The organism is Terribacillus sp. JSM ZJ617 (genome assembly GCF_044383785.1).
Taxonomy (GTDB): domain Bacteria; phylum Bacillota; class Bacilli; order Bacillales; family Amphibacillaceae; genus Terribacillus.
In genome coordinates this window covers 25,600-41,535 of the sequence record NZ_JBISEQ010000009.1, presented here as the reverse complement: position 1 = coordinate 41,535, position 15,936 = coordinate 25,600, and the positions used below count along the sequence as shown (strand labels likewise).

General features: G+C 43.4%; 19 protein-coding genes. All 19 read left to right on the top strand.

From position 1 onward, the window contains the following. The first annotated feature begins 55 nt into the window (after positions 1-55). The 19 genes from yabG to spoVT all read left to right on the top strand — a co-directional run bounded on the left by yabG (position 56) and on the right by spoVT (position 15,914). Positions 56-937, top strand: coding sequence for a sporulation peptidase YabG (gene yabG / locus ACH6C1_RS18995; RefSeq protein WP_374079913.1), 882 nt, complete (start codon positions 56-58; stop codon positions 935-937). A 183-nt stretch (positions 938-1,120) separates the two neighbouring features. Next, positions 1,121-1,381: a biofilm formation stimulator Veg gene (veg, locus tag ACH6C1_RS18990; RefSeq protein WP_038562465.1), complete on the top strand. Its 261-nt coding sequence runs from the start codon at positions 1,121-1,123 to the stop codon at positions 1,379-1,381. Between the two features lie 134 nt (positions 1,382-1,515). Beyond that, positions 1,516-1,692 carry a small, acid-soluble spore protein, alpha/beta type gene (locus ACH6C1_RS18985; protein ID WP_038562461.1) on the top strand — a complete coding sequence of 59 codons (177 nt, stop codon included), beginning with the start codon at positions 1,516-1,518 and terminating at the stop codon, positions 1,690-1,692. A gap of 117 nt (positions 1,693-1,809) precedes the next feature. Next, positions 1,810-2,679 carry a 4-(cytidine 5'-diphospho)-2-C-methyl-D-erythritol kinase gene (gene ispE, locus ACH6C1_RS18980; protein WP_374079878.1) on the top strand — a complete coding sequence of 290 codons (870 nt, stop codon included), beginning with the start codon at positions 1,810-1,812 and terminating at the stop codon, positions 2,677-2,679. Between the two features lie 54 nt (positions 2,680-2,733). Then, a complete protein-coding gene (gene purR, locus ACH6C1_RS18975; RefSeq protein ID WP_095231273.1) occupies positions 2,734-3,546 on the top strand; it encodes a pur operon repressor in 813 nt (270 codons plus the stop codon). 120 nt (positions 3,547-3,666) lie between these two features. After that, positions 3,667-3,963, top strand: coding sequence for a septation regulator SpoVG (gene spoVG / locus ACH6C1_RS18970; RefSeq protein WP_038562451.1), 297 nt, complete (start codon positions 3,667-3,669; stop codon positions 3,961-3,963). Between the two features lie 213 nt (positions 3,964-4,176). Further along, positions 4,177-5,538 (top strand): bifunctional UDP-N-acetylglucosamine diphosphorylase/glucosamine-1-phosphate N-acetyltransferase GlmU, encoded by a 1,362-nt coding sequence (gene glmU / locus ACH6C1_RS18965; RefSeq protein WP_374079874.1) that lies wholly within the window; start codon positions 4,177-4,179, stop codon positions 5,536-5,538. A gap of 19 nt (positions 5,539-5,557) precedes the next feature. Beyond that, positions 5,558-6,505: a ribose-phosphate diphosphokinase gene (locus ACH6C1_RS18960; protein WP_095224698.1), complete on the top strand. Its 948-nt coding sequence runs from the start codon at positions 5,558-5,560 to the stop codon at positions 6,503-6,505. 73 nt (positions 6,506-6,578) lie between these two features. Then, entirely contained in the window at positions 6,579-7,214 is a 636-nt protein-coding gene (locus ACH6C1_RS18955; protein WP_374079872.1) for a 50S ribosomal protein L25/general stress protein Ctc, read from the top strand. Between the two features lie 110 nt (positions 7,215-7,324). Continuing rightward, positions 7,325-7,864 carry an RNA polymerase sigma factor SigY gene (gene sigY / locus ACH6C1_RS18950; protein WP_374079869.1) on the top strand — a complete coding sequence of 180 codons (540 nt, stop codon included), beginning with the start codon at positions 7,325-7,327 and terminating at the stop codon, positions 7,862-7,864. Then, the gene (locus tag ACH6C1_RS18945; RefSeq protein ID WP_374079866.1) at positions 7,851-8,153 is read left to right on the top strand and encodes a YxlC family protein; all 303 of its coding nucleotides are present in this window, start codon (positions 7,851-7,853) and stop codon (positions 8,151-8,153) included. The genes sigY and ACH6C1_RS18945 overlap by 14 nt, the downstream gene beginning before the upstream one ends. Then, positions 8,150-8,350, top strand: a complete 201-nt coding sequence (locus tag ACH6C1_RS18940; protein ID WP_374079863.1) for a transcriptional regulator — start codon at positions 8,150-8,152, stop codon at positions 8,348-8,350. The genes ACH6C1_RS18945 and ACH6C1_RS18940 overlap by 4 nt, the downstream gene beginning before the upstream one ends. A gap of 3 nt (positions 8,351-8,353) precedes the next feature. Further along, positions 8,354-8,551, top strand: a complete 198-nt coding sequence (locus ACH6C1_RS18935; protein WP_374079860.1) for a PLDc N-terminal domain-containing protein — start codon at positions 8,354-8,356, stop codon at positions 8,549-8,551. Beyond that, on the top strand, positions 8,548-9,435 hold the full coding sequence (locus ACH6C1_RS18930) for an ABC transporter ATP-binding protein (RefSeq protein WP_374079857.1): 888 nt from the start codon (positions 8,548-8,550) through the stop codon (positions 9,433-9,435). Before ACH6C1_RS18935 ends, ACH6C1_RS18930 begins: the two co-directional genes overlap by 4 nt. After that, positions 9,432-10,208, top strand: coding sequence for an ABC transporter permease (locus ACH6C1_RS18925; RefSeq protein WP_374079855.1), 777 nt, complete (start codon positions 9,432-9,434; stop codon positions 10,206-10,208). Before ACH6C1_RS18930 ends, ACH6C1_RS18925 begins: the two co-directional genes overlap by 4 nt. Before the next feature lie 525 nt (positions 10,209-10,733). Continuing rightward, entirely contained in the window at positions 10,734-11,294 is a 561-nt protein-coding gene (pth, locus tag ACH6C1_RS18920) for an aminoacyl-tRNA hydrolase (protein ID WP_374079853.1), read from the top strand. An 87-nt stretch (positions 11,295-11,381) separates the two neighbouring features. Beyond that, a complete protein-coding gene (locus tag ACH6C1_RS18915; protein ID WP_374079850.1) occupies positions 11,382-11,609 on the top strand; it encodes an anti-sigma-F factor Fin in 228 nt (75 codons plus the stop codon). A 90-nt stretch (positions 11,610-11,699) separates the two neighbouring features. Next, positions 11,700-15,230, top strand: a complete 3,531-nt coding sequence (gene mfd, locus ACH6C1_RS18910) for a transcription-repair coupling factor (RefSeq protein ID WP_374079847.1) — start codon at positions 11,700-11,702, stop codon at positions 15,228-15,230. A gap of 147 nt (positions 15,231-15,377) precedes the next feature. Next, the gene (gene spoVT / locus ACH6C1_RS18905) at positions 15,378-15,914 is read left to right on the top strand and encodes a stage V sporulation protein T (RefSeq protein WP_095224703.1); all 537 of its coding nucleotides are present in this window, start codon (positions 15,378-15,380) and stop codon (positions 15,912-15,914) included. Positions 15,915-15,936: the final 22 nt, after the last annotated feature.

Genomic DNA, 15,936 nt, shown 5'->3' with positions numbered 1-15,936 from the left:
TTTGCCCATCCATCATACGCTGTAGGAGAAAGCTTTGGTGGGTGAGGTGAACGGAATGGATTTGGCGATTGGTGATATCGTCACTAGAATATCATATAAACACGATTTATTGTTCCGTGTATCCAGCTTTACAGCCAATAAGGTCATTCTGCATGGAGAAGACATGCGTCTCATTGCAGATGCTCCCCGGGATGATCTTGTAAAGACTGGAACACGTGAAATAACGAAACGCAAGAAAACGTGGCAGGATAAAGAAGATTACTCCTACCGCCTCTTTCGCCAGGATTACCTGCTTATGAAGGATAAGCGGGATTATGAATCAACCTCAGGTTATAATCATAGCCCAAATTACTTCCAAATTCCTGCGAAGGTACTCCACATAGATGGAGATAAGACATATTTGAAAAAATGCATCGATTTTTATCAGCGTTTCGGTATCCAAGTACATGGTGTCCATCTGCATGAAAAAGAAATGCCTCTTCAAATTGCTTCCCTACTGGAAAAGATCCAGCCAGATATTATTGTCATTACAGGACATGATGCTTTTCAGAAGAACAAAGGAGATAAGCAGGATATCCGAGCTTACCGGAACTCCCAGTATTTTGTCGAAACAGTGCGGGAGGCACGCAGGCTATATCCGCATTTGGATCAATTAATCATCTTTGCTGGCGCATGCCAATCCCATTTTGAATCCCTGATACGAGCAGGAGCGAATTTTGCAAGCTCACCAAGCAGGATTAACATACATGCCTTGGATCCGGTTTATATTGTCGCCAAGGTCGCATTCACGCCGTTTATGGAAAAAGTGGGGGTATGGGATGCTCTCCGGAATACATTGACAGGAGAACGCGGTCTTGGCGGTATCGAAACGCGCGGCTTGCTGCGGACAGGATTGCCTTTTGTGGATCCAGATGAGGAGAAGGAAGAGGACTCCTAGACGCCTGCGAAATCGTAAATTTACCACTGATGCATAATTTTGTATGGATTTGAAAGAATAAAGTGAAATAAGAAACATTTAATCTTTTCATTGACATCAAAATTGGTATGCTGTTATAATAAAAAGTTTTATTTGACTCTATACCTAAAATATGCTATGATTAGATCAGTGAGGTGGAGTGCAGTGGCTAAAACATTAGTGGAAATTAAGCAGGGTCTGGAAGGACAAATTGGTAAACGTTTAAAATTGAAAGCTAATGGTGGGAGAAAGAAAACCATCGAACGTTGCGGAGTACTTGCAGAAACGTATCCAGCTGTATTCATTGTAGAACTTGATCAAGATGAAAATGCGTTTGAGCGTGTCTCCTATAGCTATGCAGATGTCTTAACCGAAACAGTCGAACTAGATTTTGATACGGATGATTTGAACGAAATTGCGAAATAACGCATGAACGAAAGCAGGGGACTTGGTCCCCTGCTTTTTATTTTGTCTTATTTGCAAACATCTGACAGGCATAGTGTACGGTCAAGGACAGAAAATAAGGTTGTCGTGATAATCTCTGAAGGGAGCTGTTTTCTTTGGGCAGAAGAAGAGGAATCATGTCTGATGCACTAAAAGAGGAAATTGCAAAGGAGCTTGGATTTTACGACACTGTACAAAAGGAAGGCTGGGGCGGCATACGTTCCCGCGACGCCGGGAATATGGTCAAGTATGCCATTGCCATGGCCGAACAGTCGATGCGCGATAAGCAATAAAGAGAAGCCTTCCTCCTTTTTATGAAGAGGAAGGCTTCTTCTTTTTAGGCAGAATAGCCTGTCCTTCCTTTTTATGATACAATTTTGGAGAAATTCAACTAAAGTAGGTGACATGACATGTATTTGCTCGAAAAGGCGCCAGCTAAGATCAATCTTTCGTTGGACGTACTGTATAAACGCCCGGATGGCTATCATGAGGTAGAGATGGTTATGACAACGATCGACCTGGCAGACCGGATAGAGTTAATCGTGTTACAGGAGAACAAGATCGAAATCGAATCGGACAATCGCTTTGTACCGAACGATGAGCGTAATCTTGCCTACCGTGCGGCGCAATTGATCAAAGATACATATAATATCAATAAAGGTGTCAAGATATACATAGACAAGCAGATACCGGTAGCAGCTGGCCTTGCTGGAGGAAGCAGTGATGCAGCGGCAGTATTGCGCGGTCTGAATACACTATGGAATCTGCAGCTATCGTTGGATACGCTGGCTGAGCTCGGTGCGAAAATTGGTTCGGATGTATCCTTCTGTGTATACGGTTCAACAGCATTATCAACTGGACGTGGAGAAAAGATCAAGGAACTTCCCGCTCCTCCAGCATGCTGGGTTGTACTTGCCAACCCTGGAATCGGTGTATCCACCCAAACGATTTATCAGCAGTTAAAAATCGATGATATTCAGCATCCTGATACGGCTGGAATGGTCGAAGCTATTGAGCAAGGCGATTTTCAATCCATCTGTGACAAGGTTGGTAATGTACTTGAACCTGTTACGCTTAAGCTTTGCCCGGAAGTGAAACAAATCAAGCAGCAAATGATTGAAGCAGGTGCTGATGCAGTACTCATGAGCGGAAGCGGACCGACTGTCTTCTCACTCGTTTCCCAGGAGAGCCGTGCTTATCGGATCTACAACAGTTTAAGGGGATTCTGTGAACAAGTGTATGTGGTACGGATGCTCGGAGGGCGAACGGAGCTTGATTAAATCCGTACGAGAATGTTATTATCTAACAATAACATTCGGTTTTGAGGTGTAGTGATGAAAAGAAGTGAACGTTTGGTTGCGATGACCAATTATTTAATGGATCATCCGCAGCAATTGGTGTCCTTGCCATATTTCTCGACGACGTACGCTGCTGCCAAATCCTCCGTCAGTGAGGATTTGTCGATTATAAATGATATGTTCCAGCATGAAGGAATTGGGTACTTACAATCCGTATCCGGTGCTGCTGGCGGTGTTCGCTATATCCCGGTATACTCCAAGGAGAACAGTGCTGCTTTCATTGATGAGCTATGCAGTAAGCTTGCAGATTCAGACAGGCTTCTTCCTGGGGGATATCTATTCATGAGCGATATACTCGGGGAACCAGCAACAGTGAATAAGATCGGTCGTCTTTTTGCAACAGCATTCCATGATCGTGAAATCGATGTGGTGGTTACGGTCGCTACAAAAGGAATTCCGATTGCTTATGCAACTGCTGCTTATCTGAATGTCCCGGTTGTCATTGTAAGACGGGATCCGAAGGTGACAGAGGGTTCGACGGTCAGCGTGAATTATGTTTCCGGTTCATCCAGAAAGATACAGACGATGGTATTGTCCAAACGCAGTATACCCGATCAAGCCAATGTCTGTATTGTGGATGATTTCATGAAAGCAGGCGGAACCATTAATGGAATGAAGAGTCTTTTGCAGGAATTCAATGCAAATGTGACTGCTATAGGCGTATTGGCTGAAGCAGAGGACGAAGAAGAAGAACGTGTAGTGGAAGATTACACGTCATTGATCAAGATTCAGAACGTTGATGTACGCAATCAGCGAGTCGAAGTACAAAAAGGTAATTACTTTAACTGATCCAGCTTTGCCCCCTGCCGATATAATTTTTAAAAAAAGTTTTAATTAGAGCAGGAGTTCCCAGCTTTATGTAGAATTACTGGTAATAAGTTCTAAATAAGGTAAGGGTGGTGAAGCATAATGGAAGTAACTGACGTAAGATTACGCCGCGTTAATACCGAGGGAAGAATGCGTGCTATCGCTTCTATTACAATGGATCAGGAGTTTGTTGTACACGATATTCGTGTCATCGAAGGAAATAACGGCTTGTTTGTCGCTATGCCTTCCAAACGCACACCAGACGGTGAATTCCGCGATGTAGCACATCCAATCAACTCTGGTACACGGAGCAAGATTCAGGATGCTGTACTGCAGGAATATCATCGTGCAGGAGAAGAAATAGAAGTGGAGTATGAGGAAGCCGCTGGCGCTTCTTGATATGAGCTCAGATAGATGGCGAATGCGTCATCTTTTATAAAGGTGAAATTAACAGCTGTTCTAACATATGGGATAGCTGTTATTTTTATGCTTATAATCCAGTTGATTGGTGAAAAAATTGTCTCGAATTACGTGAATTCAAGCGCTGCTCCTGTTGAAATGACAATTATTTTAAGATATATTTACAGAGGATAAAAAGAATGGAGGGTTCGCATGTCAAACCGATATGCAGTCATCCTTGCTGCTGGCAAAGGCACCAGGATGAAATCGAAGCTGTACAAAGTGCTGCATCCTGTCATGGGAAAACCAATGGTACAGCATGTTACTGACCAGTTAAATTCTTTACAATTAGATAAATTGATCACCATTGTAGGGCATGGAGCAGAAGACGTGAAAGCCCAGCTTGGAGATGTAAGTGAATATGCCTTGCAGGAGGAACAGCTTGGTACAGGACACGCGGTACTGCAGGCGGAAGAGTTCCTGAATGATAAAGAGGGTGTTACGGTCGTTTTAAGCGGGGATACGCCCCTGATTACAGGTCAAACGATTCAAGCATTACTAGATCATCATGAACAGCAAGGGGCAAGCGCAACGGTATTGACTGCAAAAGCACCGGACCCAGCAGGATATGGGCGTGTCATCCGCAGTGACGCTGGAGAGGTACTGCGTATTGTAGAGCATAAAGATGCAAATGCGGAAGAGCTTCTCGTAGATGAAATCAATACAGGTACATACTGCTTTGATAACAAGCTATTGTTCCAGGCATTGCATAATGTATCGAATGATAATGCCCAAGGTGAGTATTATCTTCCGGATGTACTTGAGTTGTTGAAAAAAGATAACAAGCTGGTGACCGCTTATCAGACAACTGATTTCGATGAAACGATGGGCGTAAACGATCGTGTAGCTCTTTCCCAAGCAGAACGGATTATGAAACGTCGTGTCAATGAACAGCATATGCGCAATGGCGTAACAATCATTGATCCGGACTCGACATATATCAGTACCGACGCGGTCATTGAACAGGATGTTACGATCTTGCCAAACACGATGATTCTTGGAAAGACAGTTATCAAAGAAGATGCTGTCATTGGTCCGAATTCAGAAGTGAAGGATGTCACAATCGGCAGCCGCACAGTCGTGAAGCAAAGCGTAGCACATGACAGTGAAATCGGAAATGACGTCAATATCGGGCCTTTCGCCCATATTCGTCCACAAGCACAGCTTGGAGATAATGTGAAAATCGGAAACTTCGTCGAAGTGAAGAAAGCATCTATCGGTGAGGGGAGCAAAGTTTCCCATCTCAGCTATATCGGAGATGCTGAAGTTGGTAAAGATGTAAATGTCGGTTGTGGTACAATAACAGTGAACTATGACGGAAAGAATAAACATCTGACGAAGATTGAAGATAATGCCTTTATAGGTTGTAATGCGAACTTGATTGCGCCAGTGACGGTCGGCAAAGGTGCCCTGGTGGCAGCAGGCTCGACCATAACAAAAGATGTACCAGCAGATGCTTTATCAATTGCCAGAGCAAGACAAGAAAACAAAAATTCTTATCTAAAGAATAAATAATTTTGGAGGGTTACTCGACATGCCTTATAATGATCCATCGTTAAAAGTTTTTTCTTTGAATTCTAATCCGGAGTTAGCTAAGTCAATTGCAGACCACATTGGCGTAGAACTGGGTAAAATCACTGTTTCCCACTTTAGCGATGGCGAAATCCAGATCAATATCGAAGAAAGTATCCGCGGCTGTGACGTCTACGTTGTCCAGTCCACTAGTGCGCCTGTCAACCAGCATATGATGGAACTTCTCATCATGATTGATGCACTGAAACGCGCTTCAGCTAAAACAATCAACATCATCATGCCTTATTACGGTTATGCTCGTCAGGACCGCAAAGCCCGTGCCCGTGAACCAATTACAAGCAAACTGATCGCTGATATTTTGCAAACTGCCGGAGCTACACGCGTCTTGGCATTGGACTTGCATGCACCGCAGATCCAAGGTTTCTTCGATATTCCGATCGACCACTTAGTAGGTGTTCCAATTCTATCCGACTATTTCGAGAAAAAGAATTTGGAAGATATCGTCGTTGTATCTCCTGACCACGGCGGCGTAGTCCGTGCACGCCGTATGGCTGATCGTTTGAAAGCACCGATTGCAATCATCGATAAACGCCGCCCGCGTCCAAACGTGGCAGAAGTGATGAACATCATCGGAGAAATCAAAGGCAAAACTGCAATCATCATCGATGATATCATTGATACGGCTGGAACTTTGACGCTAGCTGCTAATGCGTTGAGAGAAAAAGGCGCGACAGCAGTATATGCAGCATGTTCTCACCCAGTTCTATCCGGACCGGCAATCGAGCGAATCCAAAATTCACAAATTAAAGAGCTTGTTGTGACAAACTCAATCCCTCTTCCAAAAGAGAAGCAAATCGAAAATATCACGCAGCTTTCTGTTGCACCATTGTTCGGTGAAGCGATTATCCGCATCCACGAACAGCAATCTGTTAGTATCCTGTTTGATTGATTTTATGTTTATTACTGGAATTGTAAGGGAAACCTTATCTGTAGACACGTAAAAACTATGGAGGGTGATTACGATGGCAGTAAAGCTTAAAGCAGACAAACGAGATAACAATACAAAATCTTATATCAGAGGACTTCGCGAAGAAGGAGTCGTCCCTGCAGTCGTATATGGCAAAGGCAAAGAGCCTGTCAGTGTTGCAGTTGATAGTGTGGATCTACTGAAAACTGTACGAGATGAAGGTAAGAACGCCATTATTTCTTTGGATATCAAAGGCGAATCGGTAGATGTAATGCTACATGATTACCAAACTGATCCTTTGAAAGCAAGTCTTGTACATGCGGATTTCTATGTGGTGAACATGTCGGAAGCACGTAATGTAGAAGTGCCGATCCAGCTCGAAGGTGAAGCGCCAGGATCTAATGAAGGCGGCGTTCTTCAACAGCCTTTGTTTGATCTGGAAATCAGTGCAAAACCGAATGACATCCCAGATCAAATCACAGTCGATGTCTCCAAACTTGAAGTCGGTGACAGCATCAGCGTTGGTGACCTGCCAACAGACGGTGCTTATGAAATCCTAACCGATGCTGATACAACAATCGCTACAGTCACTGCACCTACTGCAGAGATTGAAACAGATGATACAACTACTGGTGATGCGGGCGATGTAGAAGCAATCGAAGAAGGATCTAAGGACGATCAAAAAGATTAAGTGATAAAAAAAAGCTGTGCCTGAAAAGGCACAGCTTTTTTTATTTCGTTTCGTTTGAACTATTCATATTCCTCGAACGTCTTATAGATAGAGAAGAAAGGGGGAGTGAGATGGAGGACTCAGCGGAATCCATATCGATTGAAGATGCAAAACAAGATAAATCAGCATTCGGTCAGCTTTTCCATCAATACTATACGTTTTTATATCGTTATCTTTTTAAACTCACGATGGATAAAGAAATGACAGAAGACTTGCTGCAGGAAACGATGATTCGGGCTTATATAAATCTTCAAAAATTTAATCATCAGTCTAAGTTTTCTACATGGCTCATATCCATCGCGACACGCTTATATCTGGATGAGCAACGGAAAAGGAAGCGAGATAGGAAAAGGCAACAGCAGCTGACAGAGAATGAGAAACGAAAAATGAAATGGGAACTAGAACAAGGCAATATGGATTGGTCATTACATCTGAACCAGTTTGCATCGCTACCTATAGAAACTAGAACATTAATATTACTTCGTCATTATTATGGTTATTCATTTGAGGAAATTAGTTCCATGACAAAATTAAGAAAAGGGACAGTGAAGTCTCGTATCCATTATGCGTTAAAGAAATTAAGAGAGGAGTGGTCAGATGAAACAAGATGAATGGGTAAAAAAGATGGACGAAACGTGGAATGAAATGGATGCAAAATTACATATTGACGTTCCTGAAACTAATGAGATGCTGCAGCAGATTAGCTCTGGTGAGAAACGATATCGAGAAAGGATGCGCAGGGAACTATGCAGGTTCATCTTTCTGGCTTGCGTGTTGCTTTCCTTCTACATTCTAATGGCCATACATATCAATTGGGTGTTCTACGTTGTGCAGGTCATATCCATTATTGTTGTTGTCGTCCTATTACTAGTTGAAAGAAGCAAAGGAAGGGTCACATGATATCAACGAATGAACTGATAAGTATAATCTTGGCAATTCCTATATTGCTGGCACAAGGAATTTGGTTGTACATAGATGCAAAAAGAAGAGGTACTTATGCATGGGCGTGGGGGATTGTTGGGCTGATTCAGTTCCCCACACCGCTTCTTTTATATTATGTATTTATCATTCGCAAAGATAAAAAAAGGAGGCACTGATAAATGGAGAACACTGTGACATTGCTGCTGCCTGTTATATTGATCCAGTTTCTTTTGCTCGTTATTGCGTTGATCAGTTGTATTCGAGCTGAGGAAACCCTTGGGCCCAAATGGGCTTGGATATTAATCATTTTCTGTATCAGTATCATCGGACCTATCCTTTATTTCGTGATCGGGCAAAGAAAGGATGCATATAAATGACTATTTTAGAAGCACAAGGATTGACGAAACGATACGGGAAACATGTCGCAGTAAAAAACTTAAATCTTAAGCTGAAGGAAAATGAGTGTATTGCGCTTTTGGGACCAAACGGAGCTGGTAAGACAACAACTTTGCATATGCTGGCTGGATTGATTACACCTACTGATGGAGTGATATTGAGTGACAATAAGGTACTTAACAAAGATAAAATTGGATTTCTGCCTCAATATCCTACTTTCTTCGACTGGATGTACCCTATAGAATATCTTATGTTAGCAGGAACATTATCTGGACTTACGAAGCAAACCATAAAAAAACGAAGCTTGCATGTATTGGAAATGACAGGCTTGTTAGAGGCACAGAAACAAAAGATAGGGGCTTTCTCTGGAGGAATGAAACAGCGACTTGGGTTAGCGCAAGCAATCATGCATGAACCGAAAATTCTTTTGCTAGATGAACCTGTATCCGCTCTTGATCCGACTGGAAGAATTGATGTCATGAATATATTGGAGGATTTGAAAAAGGGTATGGCTATCCTATTTTCTACACATGTACTGCATGATGCTGAACAGATATGTGATAGGGCGTTAATTATGAACTCGAGTCAAAGCATTTCCTATAAAGACATGAAGGAATGGAAAGGAAACCGGCTAAGAGAACGGTATCGTTTAGAAACATCAGATCCTTTACAGATTGAAGAACTACAGGAGCTGTATGAAGAGATTGATATAAAGGAACCAAGGAAGATCATTGGTACGCTGCGTCATAATGTAACGCCCAATATCTTGCTGCAAAATTGCATCCAGAAAAATATAGGAGTTCGGTACTTCGGAGCAGAAGAAAAAACCTTAGAAGAACATTACATAGAGGTGATAGAAGGTTGAAGAGGTTCAACGCACTATTTCATAAAGAATGGGTAGAAGCTTGGAGAGAGAAGAAGCTCGTCTGGCTTCCTGCTGTCATCCTGCTAGTGACACTTCTACAGCCAATTAGTTTGTATTTTATGCCAACTATTTTAGAGAATTCGAATAGTCTGCCGCCAGGCGCAGTAATTGAACTGCCAATCCCTAGCGGTGCTGAAGTTCTGGCGGGGACTTTGTCTCAACTACATACAATTGGCACAGCAATTATTGTGTTAGCTTGTATGAATGTAATTGTACAGGAGAGAAATAATGGCTCTCTTATGCAGCTATTCTCCAGACCTGTAAATACCGCCACCTACATATTCAGTAAGTGGACGATGCTCGTATTGCTTCATCTCGGTGCCTTTACTATCTCCTATGGAGCCGCATGGTATTATACAAATATCCTATTTTCTGATGTGTCGTTTAGTTCCGTCTGGAAAAGTTTTATAATTTATTGTTTATGGATTGTACTAGTTATAACAGTGACGTTATTTGTTAGTACGTTTCTCCGTCGAAGTGGAGGAGTAGCAGGCATATCTATTCTAATAATGGCGAGTATCGCCATCTTGTCGACTGTTATACCTGATATAGCTATATATTTGCCTTCAAGTCTTCTCAACTTGGCAACGGAGGCACTGGATGCAAATAAGGGAAATATGCACATGGGAGCTATCCTCGCTACAACTATTAGCTTTATTGCTTTACTACTTTTAACCATGATTAAACAATTTGAAAAAAGTGTAAAGTTTTAATGAAGTAGGATTATTCCTTAAGCGCAAAGGATATGATAAAAGTATAGGCAAAGCATGTCAAGGATGGGAAAGAAGCATCCTTGATGTGCTTTTTGTGCAGGAAGGAAGGAATTTTCCTTTCTGTCGGAGAAGGATAAGAGCTGGAGTGTTAAACGCTGCTAACCGTACTTCTCCGTTTCTGAACGGCTTTTTCCGCTTTTCGGTTATGTCTAGCTGCGAAAGCCAGAAACTGCGCCGTAAGTGATAAATCCCTGCGTGAGAAAAAGCATCTCACTCCGGGCTTTCTCGCTTACTTCTCCGTTTCTGAACGGCTTTCTCCGCTTTTCGGTTTTTGTCTAGCTCCAAAGACCAGAAACTGCGCTGTAAGCAATGGATCCCTGCATGGAAAGGTCATCCACTCCGGGCTCCCTTGCTTACCGCTTCGTTTCTAAACGGTCTTTTCCGCTTTTCGGTTTTCTTGTATTTTATTTTCTGTTAAGGTATAGTTTTTTGGGAATGGACTATGAGTAAAGGGCGTTTATAAATATGAAAATGATTGTTGGACTTGGGAATCCGGGTCAGAAATATGATCAGACACGGCATAATATTGGGTTCATCGCGATTGATGAATTAGTGCACCGGCACGATTTGCCGTTAACAAATAAAAAGTTCAATAGTGTATATGCGACAGGCATGATAAATGGGGAAAAGGTAATCTTGGTGAAGCCTATTACTTTTATGAACCTTTCAGGTGAAGCAGTACGACCGCTGATGGATTACTATAATGTCGAGCTTGAGGATTTGGTTGTCATTTATGATGATTTGGATCTACCGGCAGGAAAGGTAAGACTGCGGGAAAAAGGCGGTCATGGGGGCCATAATGGAATCCGTTCTTTGATTTCGCATTTAGGCACGAAGGAATTCAAACGCATTCGTCTGGGAATCGGCCGCCCGGTCGGTCAGCAGCCAGTTGTAGATTATGTTCTCCAGCGTTTCCATAAGGAAGAATTGCCGGACATCGTCGATAGTGTGAAGAAGGCTGCCGATGCAACAGAAACATGGCTTAAGGAGCCTTTCCTGAACGTGATGAATGATTTTAATCGCTAATTCATACACTGCAAGGTGATAAGTATGAATCCAGATGCTTTCGGGCAGACTTTGACAGAGTCAAATCTAAGTCCCGGAGGCATAACTATGGCTATCGTTTACCGTTGTCGACATTGCAAAACGCAGCTAGCAGAGCTAGATGAATATAAGGTGGATATCAAAGCGCTCGGATGGGATCGATTATCCGCGGCGGACTATCAGGAAATGGTGCAGATCGATTCGGGTCATATCGTCTGTCAGGTCGCATGTGAGGATTGTGAAAATGCGCTGCAGCAAAACCCGCATTATCATGAACTGGATCATTTCATGCAATAACGTAAAGCTAAATAATGCTGTCATACAAAGCTTTGGTGCCTGAACCAAGGCATTTTTTGCTTATGACATGTACTAGCAGAAGGAGGCATTATGCAAGAGATCAAGCAATTTATCTCAACTCAGGATGACATACAATCAGTCATCAATGGGATAAAGTCTGGGATGCACGAACAGCTTTTGACAGGATTGTCTGGTTCGGCAAGGGGGGTCCTGGCAACTGTGCTGCAGGACTCCATACGGCGGAAAGTAATCCTGGTCACGCATCAGCTGACCCAGGCGCAGACACTTTATGAGGACTTATTGGAGCTGAGTACGCATTCCAATGTGTACCTGTATCCTGTGAATGAATTATTAGCATCGGAAATTGCCATCTCCAGTCCGGAGCTTCGCTCACAGCGTTTAGATGCATTGCGGAATTGGATGCATAGTGAGAATGGCGTCCTAGTAGCTCCGGCTGCAGCGCTAAAAAGAATACTGCCACAACCAGCTAAATGGGAAAGCTATCAGCTGGCTTTTCGTGTTGGGGAAGAAATCGATTTAGAGCACTACTTACGTGCGTTGGTCGATATGGGATACGAACGTACGGATATGGTTGCGTCTCCAGGAGAGTACAGCCTGCGCGGAGGTATATTGGATATTTATCCATTAACGGAAAACAACCCGATCAGAATCGAATTGTTCGATACAGAAGTCGATTCCATTCGTTATTTTGATTCGGACACACAGCGCTCTCTGGAGAAGAAAGACGCGGTTGAAGTAGGCCCTGCAACGGAATTGCTCATCGATAACGAGGATATCGCCCGAGCAGCGGACCGGTTGGAGAAAGCATTAGGGGAAACAATAGCTAAACTGCAGGCCGATGAGCATAAGCAGCAAGTTCTAGAGTCTGTCAGTCAGGATCTTGAAAGGTTACGGCAGCAAGAGCGATTTCAGGGCATGGCCAAGTATGCAGGCTATTTTTACGAGGAACCAGCTAGTCTGTTAGATTATCTTGGTGAAGGCGGCTATATCATCCTGGATGAAATGAGCCGAATCCAAGAAACAGCTAACCGGCTCGATGAAGAGGAAGCAGAATGGCATCAGAGTCTGCTGGAAGCACATCAAACAGTAAGAAAGCTGAAACTGTCGTTTGACTGGCATGAAGTACTACAGCAGATGAAGCAGTCACGTTTGTATTTGAGCGTGTTCTTGCGTCATATACCGAATACACAGCCCCAAAATATTGTGAACGTGACATGCAGGGCTATGCAGCAATTCCATGGACAGATGCATTTGCTGAAAAATGAGCTGGAACGGTGGGAAAAGAGCAATTATTCTACTATCTTAATGGCACCTACCCAGCAGCGTGCAGAGAAGATCCAAGCTGTTCTGGCTGATTATGATATGGAAGCAGTCATCGCAGAGCGTGTTTCCTTGCCGGTGAGCACACCGACTATCTTGATAGGTAATATCAGCAGCGGTTTTGAGCTGCCATTTCATAAGCTGGCAGTGCTGACAGAGAACGAACTGTTTAAAAAGCGTTCAGCAAGACCGAAGCGCAAGCAAAAAATATCCAACGCGGAGCGGATTAAAAGCTACCAGGAGCTTGCTGTAGGCGACTACGTTGTTCATGCAAACCATGGTATCGGCCGCTATGTTGGTATAGAAACGCTGCAGGTGCAGGATCTGCATAAAGATTTCATGCTCATCCGCTATTCCGGAGACGACAAGTTATTTGTGCCAATTGATCAGATTGACCTTGTTCAAAAGTACGTTGGATCAGAAGGAAAAGAACCGAAGCTTTACAAGCTTGGCGGAACAGAGTGGAAAAAGGTTAAAAGCCGTGTCCAATCGTCAGTGGAGGATATTGCTGATGAGCTGATCAAGCTTTATGCCGAGAGGGAAGCCTCCAAAGGATATGCGTTTTCAGAAGACACCGAGATGCAGCGGGAGTTCGAAGCTGCGTTTCCTTATCAGGAAACCGAAGATCAGCTTCGTACCATTGATGAAATCAAAAAGGATATGGAACGGGAACGTCCTATGGACAGGCTGCTTTGCGGGGATGTCGGATACGGGAAAACAGAAGTGGCTATCCGTGCAGCTTTCAAAGCAATTGCGGATGGCAAGCAGGTAGCGATTTTAGTACCGACAACCATTTTGGCGCAGCAGCATTATGAGACGATTCTGGAACGATTCCAGGATCATGCGATCAATGTAGGCCTGATGAGCCGATTCCGTACGCGTAAGCAGCAAAATGAAGTCATGACCGGGTTGAAGAGTGGGGTTATCGATATTGTTGTAGGCACACACCGCCTATTATCCAAGGATATCGTATACAAAGATCTTGGCTTATTAGTGGTGGACGAAGAGCAGCGCTTTGGCGTTAAACACAAAGAAAAGCTGAAACAGCTTAAGACGAATGTTGATGTTCTGACATTGACTGCCACACCAATCCCTCGTACATTGCATATGTCCATGCTTGGTGTGCGTGACCTTTCCGTTATTGAGACACCACCTGAAAATAGATTCCCGATTCAAACGTATGTGATGGAGTACAATCCAGTCTTTATCCGCGAGGCAATCGAACGGGAAATGGCTCGGGATGGACAGGTATTCTTCCTTTATAACAAGGTAGAGAATATTGAGCGTAAAGCACAGGAAATCGCAGCTTTGGTTGATGATGCCAGAGTCGCCTTTGCGCATGGTCAAATGAACGAATCTGAGCTGGAAAGTGTTATGCTCGCCTTCCTTGAAGGGGAATATGATGTACTTGTCAGCACGACTATCATTGAGACAGGGGTGGATATCCCGAATGTGAACACATTGATCGTTGACAATGCAGACAGAATGGGACTTAGTCAGCTATACCAATTACGCGGTCGAGTAGGACGTTCCAATCGGGTAGCATATGCTTATTTCACTTATCAGCAGGATAAAGTGTTAACAGAGGTGGCCGAAAAGCGTCTGCAGGCAATCAAGGAATTCACTGAACTTGGATCAGGATTCAAAATTGCGATGCGGGACTTGTCTATCCGTGGAGCAGGTAACTTGCTCGGTTCTCAGCAGCATGGATTTATTGATTCTGTCGGTTTCGATATGTATTCCCAGATGCTTACGGAAGCAGTGGAAGCACGGAAGGCAGGTAAGCCAGCAGAAGAGATCAAACCATTCGAAGTTGAGCTTGACCTGGATATCAATGCGTATATCCCGGAGTCTTATATCAGTGACGAGAAACAGAAAATCGATATGTATAAACGTTTCCAGAGCTGTTCATCCCAAGAGGAAATCCATGACTTGCGGGAAGAACTGATTGATCGATTCGGTGACTACCCTGAAGAAGTGGCCAACCTCTTCCATGTAACTACATTGAAAATGTATGCTAAACGGGAAAAAATCGAATCCATCAGTGAGAAGAAGAAAAAACAGCGCATGGAGATCTTAGTCGATTCTGATATGAGCCAGCACGTTGACGGCAGCAAGCTGTTCGAATTCGCTAATCAATATGGCCGGATGGTACAGCTAGGTACAGAGGACAAGAAATTGAAGATCGTCTTCAATTGGGATCGGAACTCTTATGAACGCCGATATGAGATAGCTGAAGAATTCATACAAGCTATGCGCGAGCTAAAACGAGCTAGTTAAACTTCCACTACAAAAAATCTACAGGAAATGTATAGTAATGCCGATGTGTATCATACTAACAGCACAACTGGTGAATTCTTCTTTTCTTCATAATAAGTAGAAAATACCCCAGAGCAGCTTATGATACAGAAAGAGAGGCAATGGAAGATGAAGGCTACAGGAATCGTACGTAGGATCGATGACTTGGGACGTGTTGTTATCCCGAAGGAAATACGCCGGACACTGCGCATTCGAGAGGGGGATCCGCTGGAGATCTTTGTTGACCGTGATGGTGAAGTTATCTTAAAGAAATACTCTCCGATCAGCGAGTTGGGCGATTTTGCAAAAGAATACGCAGAGGCATTATTTACTTCGATTGACCACGGAGTACTTATATGTGACCGTGATGAATACATTGCAGTTGCAGGAGAATCGAAGAAAGAATACATGAATAAAGGCATCGGGGCTGTAATTGAAAAGGCGATGCAGGAAAGATCGACTGCCACGAATAATCAAGCAGGCAGTATCGAGCTTGTAGAGGATAAGGAAGAAGACATCCAAGCATATGTGGTAAGTCCGATCATTGCAAGCGGTGACCCAATTGGGTGCGTTATTATTGTCAGCCGCAATGATGGTGAATTAAGCAAGGTAGAAGAAAAAGCAGCAGAAACAGCTGCTAATTTCCTCGCAAGACAGATGGAATAGTAAGAAGGAATCCCGCAGCTTA

What these genes read in the sequence shown, in the direction of transcription:
- ACH6C1_RS18955 (WP_374079872.1), top strand. Translation starts at nt 6,579, where the DNA reads ATGGCAGTAAAGCTTAAAGCAGACAAACGAGATAACAATACAAAATCT.
- spoVG (WP_038562451.1), top strand. Translation starts at nt 3,667, where the DNA reads ATGGAAGTAACTGACGTAAGATTACGCCGCGTTAATACCGAGGGAAGA.
- purR (WP_095231273.1), top strand. Translation starts at nt 2,734, where the DNA reads ATGAAAAGAAGTGAACGTTTGGTTGCGATGACCAATTATTTAATGGAT.
- ACH6C1_RS18940 (WP_374079863.1), top strand. Translation starts at nt 8,150, where the DNA reads ATGATATCAACGAATGAACTGATAAGTATAATCTTGGCAATTCCTATA.
- glmU (WP_374079874.1), top strand. Translation starts at nt 4,177, where the DNA reads ATGTCAAACCGATATGCAGTCATCCTTGCTGCTGGCAAAGGCACCAGG.
- sigY (WP_374079869.1), top strand. Translation starts at nt 7,325, where the DNA reads ATGGAGGACTCAGCGGAATCCATATCGATTGAAGATGCAAAACAAGAT.
- mfd (WP_374079847.1), top strand. Translation starts at nt 11,700, where the DNA reads ATGCAAGAGATCAAGCAATTTATCTCAACTCAGGATGACATACAATCA.
- ACH6C1_RS18915 (WP_374079850.1), top strand. Translation starts at nt 11,382, where the DNA reads ATGGCTATCGTTTACCGTTGTCGACATTGCAAAACGCAGCTAGCAGAG.
- spoVT (WP_095224703.1), top strand. Translation starts at nt 15,378, where the DNA reads ATGAAGGCTACAGGAATCGTACGTAGGATCGATGACTTGGGACGTGTT.
- ispE (WP_374079878.1), top strand. Translation starts at nt 1,810, where the DNA reads ATGTATTTGCTCGAAAAGGCGCCAGCTAAGATCAATCTTTCGTTGGAC.
- ACH6C1_RS18945 (WP_374079866.1), top strand. Translation starts at nt 7,851, where the DNA reads ATGAAACAAGATGAATGGGTAAAAAAGATGGACGAAACGTGGAATGAA.
- ACH6C1_RS18960 (WP_095224698.1), top strand. Translation starts at nt 5,558, where the DNA reads ATGCCTTATAATGATCCATCGTTAAAAGTTTTTTCTTTGAATTCTAAT.
- ACH6C1_RS18930 (WP_374079857.1), top strand. Translation starts at nt 8,548, where the DNA reads ATGACTATTTTAGAAGCACAAGGATTGACGAAACGATACGGGAAACAT.
- yabG (WP_374079913.1), top strand. Translation starts at nt 56, where the DNA reads ATGGATTTGGCGATTGGTGATATCGTCACTAGAATATCATATAAACAC.
- ACH6C1_RS18935 (WP_374079860.1), top strand. Translation starts at nt 8,354, where the DNA reads ATGGAGAACACTGTGACATTGCTGCTGCCTGTTATATTGATCCAGTTT.
- pth (WP_374079853.1), top strand. Translation starts at nt 10,734, where the DNA reads ATGAAAATGATTGTTGGACTTGGGAATCCGGGTCAGAAATATGATCAG.